Source organism: Nostoc flagelliforme FACHB-838 (assembly GCF_014698065.1).
Lineage (GTDB): Bacteria > Cyanobacteriota > Cyanobacteriia > Cyanobacteriales > Nostocaceae > Nostoc > Nostoc flagelliforme_B.
The window spans coordinates 1-6,778 of record NZ_JACJSI010000321.1; the positions used below are offsets into that span (position 1 = coordinate 1).

11 protein-coding genes are annotated in these 6,778 nt (G+C 39.9%); 7 read left to right on the top strand and 4 right to left on the bottom strand.

Annotated elements, in window-relative coordinates:
- Positions 1-92: 92 nt before the first annotated feature.
- Entirely contained in the window at positions 93-251 is a 159-nt protein-coding gene (locus tag H6G97_RS42255) for a hypothetical protein (protein ID WP_190946524.1), read from the bottom strand.
- A gap of 673 nt (positions 252-924) precedes the next feature.
- On the opposite strand from H6G97_RS42255, the gene H6G97_RS42260 reads away from it, so the two are divergent.
- Positions 925-1,119, top strand: a complete 195-nt coding sequence (locus H6G97_RS42260; RefSeq protein WP_190946525.1) for a hypothetical protein — start codon at positions 925-927, stop codon at positions 1,117-1,119.
- 301 nt (positions 1,120-1,420) lie between these two features.
- Here the strand turns inward: H6G97_RS42260 and H6G97_RS42265 are convergent, their stop codons facing one another.
- Complete coding sequence (locus H6G97_RS42265; protein ID WP_190946526.1) at positions 1,421-1,681, bottom strand: hypothetical protein; 261 nt, start codon at positions 1,679-1,681, stop codon at positions 1,421-1,423.
- Positions 1,682-1,828: 147 nt separating this feature from the next.
- On the opposite strand from H6G97_RS42265, the gene H6G97_RS42270 reads away from it, so the two are divergent.
- On the top strand, positions 1,829-2,098 hold the full coding sequence (locus tag H6G97_RS42270) for a hypothetical protein (protein WP_190946527.1): 270 nt from the start codon (positions 1,829-1,831) through the stop codon (positions 2,096-2,098).
- Positions 2,099-2,352: 254 nt separating this feature from the next.
- Here H6G97_RS42270 and H6G97_RS42275 read toward each other — a convergent pair whose 3' ends face one another.
- Positions 2,353-2,724 (bottom strand): cupin domain-containing protein, encoded by a 372-nt coding sequence (locus H6G97_RS42275; protein ID WP_190946528.1) that lies wholly within the window; start codon positions 2,722-2,724, stop codon positions 2,353-2,355.
- Between the two features lie 449 nt (positions 2,725-3,173).
- On the opposite strand from H6G97_RS42275, the gene H6G97_RS42280 reads away from it, so the two are divergent.
- Positions 3,174-3,500, top strand: coding sequence for a hypothetical protein (locus H6G97_RS42280; protein WP_199350060.1), 327 nt, complete (start codon positions 3,174-3,176; stop codon positions 3,498-3,500).
- 171 nt (positions 3,501-3,671) lie between these two features.
- Here H6G97_RS42280 and H6G97_RS42285 read toward each other — a convergent pair whose 3' ends face one another.
- Positions 3,672-4,076 carry a hypothetical protein gene (locus H6G97_RS42285; protein ID WP_190946529.1) on the bottom strand — a complete coding sequence of 135 codons (405 nt, stop codon included), beginning with the start codon at positions 4,074-4,076 and terminating at the stop codon, positions 3,672-3,674.
- 564 nt (positions 4,077-4,640) lie between these two features.
- Between H6G97_RS42285 and H6G97_RS42290 the strand changes: the two genes are divergently transcribed.
- From H6G97_RS42290 to H6G97_RS42305, 4 genes are all read left to right on the top strand, one after another.
- A complete protein-coding gene (locus H6G97_RS42290) occupies positions 4,641-4,871 on the top strand; it encodes a hypothetical protein (RefSeq protein ID WP_242055967.1) in 231 nt (76 codons plus the stop codon).
- 111 nt (positions 4,872-4,982) lie between these two features.
- Positions 4,983-5,417 (top strand): hypothetical protein, encoded by a 435-nt coding sequence (locus tag H6G97_RS42295; protein WP_242055968.1) that lies wholly within the window; start codon positions 4,983-4,985, stop codon positions 5,415-5,417.
- Between the two features lie 157 nt (positions 5,418-5,574).
- Positions 5,575-5,901 (top strand): hypothetical protein, encoded by a 327-nt coding sequence (locus H6G97_RS42300; protein ID WP_190946532.1) that lies wholly within the window; start codon positions 5,575-5,577, stop codon positions 5,899-5,901.
- Positions 5,895-6,707, top strand: coding sequence for a hypothetical protein (locus H6G97_RS42305; protein WP_190946533.1), 813 nt, complete (start codon positions 5,895-5,897; stop codon positions 6,705-6,707). The genes H6G97_RS42300 and H6G97_RS42305 overlap by 7 nt, the downstream gene beginning before the upstream one ends.
- Positions 6,708-6,778 lie beyond the last annotated feature (71 nt).

The window sequence follows — 6,778 nt, forward strand, 5'->3', positions numbered from 1 at the left end:
CTTCATCTTCATTCAAGTCAACAATATACTTTTTCGCCATGTTACACCCCGTTTTTGGCTATTTTACCAATTAGAGGTTTTACTTAGCAAAGTTACCTTGGCAGACTACTAGTGTATCGTCGATAAGAGATGATAGATGACTCTGCTTTTCCCTCCAACCACAGCGCAATCAACTTCGCCTCCGCCTGCGCTACTGGCAAGGAAGCGATCGCCTTTCTATGCGCTGTTAGGTGAACTAGAGAGAGCGTCATTTTTATTACTCCCTTAATAATCAGACACAATGGTAGTTTCGTCTGGTCTTATAGTGTCTGATTTTTATTTTCCTCCCAAATGGTCATTTCAACTCACTGTTTCACAACTAAAAAATTCTCATTTTTTGCGTATAGTACACTCATAATACGCAGAGGGCTGATACAAGCAATACTGTTAGTGACTATCCATTGCGAATTGAGAGCCGGGTATTTCCTCCGAGTATTGCCGTTTATACACAGGCTTTCTTGTAGTAGAGGGAGGTGCTATTTTTGAGTGTGGGGAATTAAGAAAAAGATTTGCAACGGCGATTGCTGAATTTAACTGGCGGGTTGACTATTTAAAATTTTTTAGAAGGGAATAGGGAATAGGCAACAAAAGGTTTTGTCCGGGGATTTAGAACTATACCTAAACGCTCGTCCTAAAGAAGGGGGCTTCAAATCCAAGGGTTTTCTCTGTTAGAAGGGAACAGGCAATTTTTCTTTGAGCTTCAATCCTACTGTTGCCTGTTCCCTATTCTCTACCCCGAACGCGAGTCCGTCTTTACAGGAGAAGGGGTCGGTGAACTACAAGAAACGGAACCGAGCGATTATGCAGATGAGCAGTATGGGTATTTTCAGTAACTAGCATAATCACTGCGAATATTTAATACTTAGTGCCTGGCGAAGATGGTTGATGCTGGAATTGCCGCAGGGTAATGCCTATATTTATTTGCAATCGCCAATGGTAGCCGTTGGCAGTAACATCTCTTCACAAAAGCCATCGCTTGAAGAATGCGTTGACACATTTGGCGAAGATAGCATCAAGGTAATTCATCATGACGAATTACATGATTTAATAGGCGTGGGCAGTCCAAGTTTACCTAGATGATACGTGAACATGAGCAATACAGGGCGCAAAAAAAACTGGCATCTTTCAACTGTGACCAAAGGATGTGGCAGCAGTTTTAAGCAGTCAGACACGGGATTATCAGAAATTGGCTCGATTGTAGGGTGCAACCTGTGTTAAAGAAGGAGGGTTAAACGAAGTAGCTAAGAAGATGAGAAGGTAGTTTAGAGCCTGTCAAGAAACAACTTTTACAATTTATTATCTAGAAAGCTTACTGAAAAAGCATTTCTAGCTCAAAAGAAGCAAGGTTGTTACATGACTTGCTCTTAGCTTATATTTAATCTCAATTAGGAGAATTTTCTACTGTGCGCCCCTGCCCCCCTGCTCCTGGAGCATCCTTACCCGAATGGCACGCTTGAAAAGCTGAAAGCTCGTCTGGGCTGGGTGTTGGGGGTAGGGTTGCAGGTTCGGGAAAAATCAAGAAAAGTAAATATAAGTGGGGATACAAATAAATTTCTGACTCACTACACCCACTCAGCCACACCCCACACCCCACACCCAAAAGCCTTATATATAATGGGTTTGCCGTTATCAAGCGTGCCATTCCATCCTTACCCTGCATACCCTTCAGCTTAACTTAGTACCATTGTGCGATGTACCATTCGTTTGAGTAGCATTTCTTAGTGTGGGCGGAACTGCCTAAAATCGCTAATAATACAAAAATACTGTTAGCTCAATATCGTAACAAAATATGACGGAACGTGGCAGTACCTACAATCACAACGGAAGACCCGGTGCAGCAAGTAAAGAATCGCGGGATTTGGCAGAAAGATTTGCTACAGCCATTGGAGAGTTTAACTGGCAAACTGATTACTTGAAGTTTTGTGAACTTTTGGAGCTAGAACCTAGCGAGTATGCTGACGAACAGTACCGCCACTTTCAAGAACTGGCAGAAGCGCTGACTAGGTTCAATGCCGAAACGCTAGCCCTGATGATTGAAGCGGGTTTAGGCAAAGGTTGATATCAAGTAGCAAAATCTTGGTGGCATAGAAATTGGGAATGTCACTCTGATATTAATGGTGATAGCAGGCGTAATCCTGTATTCTAGTCAACTCGCTTCTCTACGAGACGCTGCGCGAACGCTCCAATTCAAAATTCAAAATTTAGAATTATAACCCCATAAATAAATTTAGTTGCTCTGCATCCTTATTAAACAATTCAAAATTAAAGAAATAATTTTGCATTTTGAATTTTGAATTTCATTAAATGGTCAAACTATGGGGATGCGGGGACGACCTGGAGAGTTGGGGCAGAATAGATGGAGACAAACACCACGTCTTCGGTTCCCTCATTGACTGCCCCGTGAACCTGCGATGGTTGAGCGACATCAATCTGTCCAGCAGAAATAATTTTCTTTTGTCCGTTGCCGAGATAATAGGTCAATTCTCCCCTGATCATGATCCAGGTATCTTGTCCGTCGCGGTGAGTATGTGCAGGTACTTGTTGACCAGGATGCACACCCCAGACAGCAATGCTGGAATGTTTGGTGATAACTATTTCCGTAACGGTTGCTTTGTCAGGCGAAAAGCGAACCAATTGTTCAACATCAAATGTGCGTTCTTTGGGGGCAGCAATGGTATCACTCATCATCATCTCCATAATAGTTTGTAGTTATCGACTACTCGTAAAACATCAAGTATATAAATTTTTCGAGAATATTTCAGGAGAAATCTGTACAGAAATCAACAATTAAGAGAATTCAAGCTCATATAAAAGAGAAGGATGATGATGTATTCTGCTCAATTCATCATGTCCCTATGGTTTTAAGGGAAAAACGTGAACATCAAAGTGTTGCTATAGATATGTTTTTTTAGGATGTGCTCATCCAGGATGTCAACAACTTGTGAAATTAAAATCTCCCGCTCAATTGGCTGCTTATACTAAAAACGGGTTGGAGCTTTACTTTTAAAATCGCTAAGAGATTAACAGGCAAAATTTCCTTTGCCTAGGCAAAAGTCCAGCAATCAGCCGTCTTTAGTATACCATCTCACTGCGACCCTGAACGAATTGATCCTTTCACCCTGCCACTGCAATCAATGGCCTTTTACCGAATGCCTGACAGCTTTGGTCAAGCTGCACTGTATTTTGTAATTGACTCTGCTGCTGATTTATTACTTTATGTTGGTGAAACGTGTCAAAGTAACAAACGGTGGAAAAATGCACACGATTGTAAAGATTATGTCGCCAGCTACCAAGATATGAATCACCGCTATGACATCAAGACTGCGGTGAATATTGGTTTTTGGTGGGATGCCCCCACCCAGAGAAAAGCGCGTCTTGCATTAGAGCAAGCAATGATTCAAGAATGGCGCAGTCCGTTTAATAAAGAAATGTGGAATCTTTGGGGACAACCCTTTAAGTAAAGCCTAGCGTGGAAAAATTATCTTTGCGATCGCTATCCGGGAATAAGTAATCGCACATAATTATTTACACATGAGGATCTAGTGTGGATAAGGGGTTTATAGCTTAATTTTGTGTAATTAATTTTGTTTAGCTACTTATATGCAAGGAAATCGCAGCTCAGACTAATAATGTCAAGCAGGTTTTTTGTTCTCGCCGTCTATATGCTTGTTTAAGGTGTAAGGGCAATCTGGACTTTTAATAGTACTGGCGTAAGGCAATCGATAAGATGCCCAAAGTTGCCAGCGCAAAACGTCAACTCCAATGGTTGAACTGCCAAATTGTACACGGCAGTCTTTATCTGGATCTTGTATAACATTTTTGGTTAGGGTGTTTACCGCTTCTATCTTGAGATTATTCGGTATGCCCATTAGTAGTTTGGTAAGCCACTGTTTAATTTGAGGAGATTGCAGCCAATCTCTTATCTGTTGATCGGTGGGAGTTAGACGATTGGGTAATAGTGCCGTTTTTTCGTTGTCTTGATTGGCTTGTTTTTTGGGTTGAAATAGTTGATGAAAATGAGCATCTATATTTGACATTGTCTTGAGTAATATCAATGATTGTTTTTATTATAGATAAGTAGAGTTTACCTAGCAAGATTGAATATTGTTTATCGAATAGTTAAGATAAATAAAGATGGTAAATATTCTGATATTTTAAGTACGAGACATTAACAATTAACTAACTAATTATGCTACAAATATAGAATAGTTCATCATGCAAGTATCCAAGTAAGTGCTATGCAGCCAATAGAGTTTAAAAGAAAGTGGGGACTAAGCTATCAGCAACTTGCATTTGTCCTCGGATATGAAAGTGAATACACCGTTCGGTGCTGGTGCAGGGATGGAAAGAAACATCGAAATCCGCAAAACGTTGTTCTTGTGGCTTGCTGTCTTCTAGACGAGAAATGGTCAAGTCAAGGAAAGAAAATAGTTGCGACTCATCTATAAATAATTTTATGTCGTGGCAAATGCCCCTTTCCCGCCCGTAGGAAAGCGGGTATTTTTATATGTAGTCAGAAGTTCCAAGAAGTTCTCGCACGAATGATTTTAGGGAGGTTATCCTGCCGATATGAAGAACTAACAAGACAAGAAGTTGCGGCAATGTTGAGTCCCAAGGTTTCCGCAAGGCAACTACAAGCATATTTGGATATAGCTCGTAAGTATCTACCAGAGTTTAGGAAGTTCACCAATAGAAAGACAGGTGGGCTAAATGGCAATGCAAAACTATACGAGTGTCACATTCCAGTACTTCAAGAAATTCGCTCTCTAGCTAGAGAACATACTTTAGCTGATATAGAGAGTGAGTTTAAAAAAAGAGGAGCAAATCAGTGAACAGTTAACAGTAAACAGTTATCACATCCTCTCGGCATTCTTTACTGATAACTGATAACTGTTAATAGTTTCCAAGTGATTTTTATATTTATGAAGAAAGGAGCGATTGTCTTGACATCTAATCAATTTCAACCCAAGCAACGAACACAATCCCAAATTGTGGTAAAAGCTTTAGGCAGATTAGGACGTAAATACCAACATCAGATATATGCTGTCGGCGTGACTTTGATTGTTGCTGGTCAAACGATGCCAGCACATGCATTTGGCCTGTTTGATCCAGCGCAAATAGCCCTAACATGTATGTTTGGAACTACGGGTGCTATAGGGAATGCCGCCATAAATGCCTTACCCGGAGTAATTAACGCTGCAATTACAGTAATGTTATTCGTTTACTTTGTAGCGTCTGGTGTGAAGGTGGCTAATGCGCTGGGAGACGGACAAGAGGTAACGCAGATGGTACAACAGCCCATCGGCATCTTTTTCGTGACACTGGTGCTATTCATCGCCCAAAACATTTTGTTTGCTGGTGTTACAGCAGCTTGTTAATTAAAAGGGAACAGGGAACAGGGAACACACTTAATGAACGTCTTTTTAAAAGAGCAGGGGAAGAAAATGTTTTCCAGCCTTCCCAGTCCTCCTTTTTGGTCACTCCTTTCTCATCCTTAATTCTGTTCCCTATTGCCTGTTCTCTATTGCCTATTTTATGAAACAACAGATAAAACAAGTTAATCAATCATTAGGTCAAAATGCAACAATAGGGATTTTGATTGGTTTTCAGTTTGCAATTTCTTTAGTTTCGTTTGGAATAAGCTTTTTCATAGCTTTCCTATTCGGTATAGGGATGATATGGAGTATTTTAATAAGTGTTTGGGTAAGTGCTACAGCTTTGGTTTTATCTGGGAAACGACCTTATTTATTTTGGTCAAGAGTATTTCCAGGTGTTCCGACCTTTACTCGCGGTTATGTCAAATATTGTTCACCTCAGAATAAGAAAAGAGCCGGGTCTAGAAAAGTGCCTAAATCATGGTAAAAGTAAATATTAAAAACAAAAACAAAAAAATAATTCCTTTTGAAGACTTACTAGATCTAACTACTCTAGTAAGATTAAAAAAAGGTAGCTACAGCATTGGTGCATATTTACTAAGTAAAAAGCAAGTAAGCGATACAAATAACACATTACAACTAGTTTTTGGTTACAGTTGCATAGGGTTTCACCCATTATTTAATTCTGATGAACAAGTAGAAGCACTTGCCAAAGCTTTTGAAAATGGGTGTAAAGAAATACCTGGGGGTGAAAAATTTACTTTTCGCTGGTCTTCTTTATGTAATGAATCAGAAGTATTTGAAGCGTATCGACATAGATTGATAAACCCTGCATCTGTTGAAAGTGAATTTATAGACTGGGGACAAGTAGCGCGGCAGCAAGAACTGACACGCCAACATCAACGTAAAAATATTAAATTGAATATTTATACAACTTTCACGATTAGACCTGGAGGGACTGAGGGAGGAGACGCTGTAGATAGAGCCATTGTGAAGCTTGCGAATTTCTTACAGCGTCGATTTACGCCAACGGGGGCAACTGAATTAACAAAGAAAAATTTAATACAGATTCTTGAGAAAGCGATAAATGTTTCTCTACGACATCAACAGATATTATCAGAGATGGGTTTATTGCCATCTCCCAAATCCGAAAAACAATTATGGAATGATTTAATTCATAATGTCGGGGCAAAAAGTGTAAAAGTACCGCATACATTAGTCTTCGATGATTCGGGGTTGAGGGAAGAATTTCAGGACTTACGCAACTGGCACAATGCGAGCGCCAATTACTAGTACATAAGTATTATTTGAATCTGATTCCGAATGCCTTGTATTTGTAATAAAAGCTGGTGTATTGGAAGCAA

Bases quoted from the DNA above. Each gene is read 5' to 3' on its own strand.
- H6G97_RS42255 (WP_190946524.1), bottom strand. From the start codon at position 251: ATGACGCTCTCTCTAGTTCACCTAACAGCGCATAGAAAGGCGATCGCT.
- H6G97_RS42270 (WP_190946527.1), top strand. From the start codon at position 1,829: ATGACGGAACGTGGCAGTACCTACAATCACAACGGAAGACCCGGTGCA.
- H6G97_RS42290 (WP_242055967.1), top strand. From the start codon at position 4,641: ATGTTGAGTCCCAAGGTTTCCGCAAGGCAACTACAAGCATATTTGGAT.
- H6G97_RS42300 (WP_190946532.1), top strand. From the start codon at position 5,575: ATGAAACAACAGATAAAACAAGTTAATCAATCATTAGGTCAAAATGCA.
- H6G97_RS42260 (WP_190946525.1), top strand. From the start codon at position 925: ATGCTGGAATTGCCGCAGGGTAATGCCTATATTTATTTGCAATCGCCA.
- H6G97_RS42285 (WP_190946529.1), bottom strand. From the start codon at position 4,076: ATGTCAAATATAGATGCTCATTTTCATCAACTATTTCAACCCAAAAAA.
- H6G97_RS42280 (WP_199350060.1), top strand. From the start codon at position 3,174: ATGGCCTTTTACCGAATGCCTGACAGCTTTGGTCAAGCTGCACTGTAT.
- H6G97_RS42275 (WP_190946528.1), bottom strand. From the start codon at position 2,724: ATGAGTGATACCATTGCTGCCCCCAAAGAACGCACATTTGATGTTGAA.
- H6G97_RS42305 (WP_190946533.1), top strand. From the start codon at position 5,895: ATGGTAAAAGTAAATATTAAAAACAAAAACAAAAAAATAATTCCTTTT.
- H6G97_RS42265 (WP_190946526.1), bottom strand. From the start codon at position 1,681: ATGGCACGCTTGATAACGGCAAACCCATTATATATAAGGCTTTTGGGT.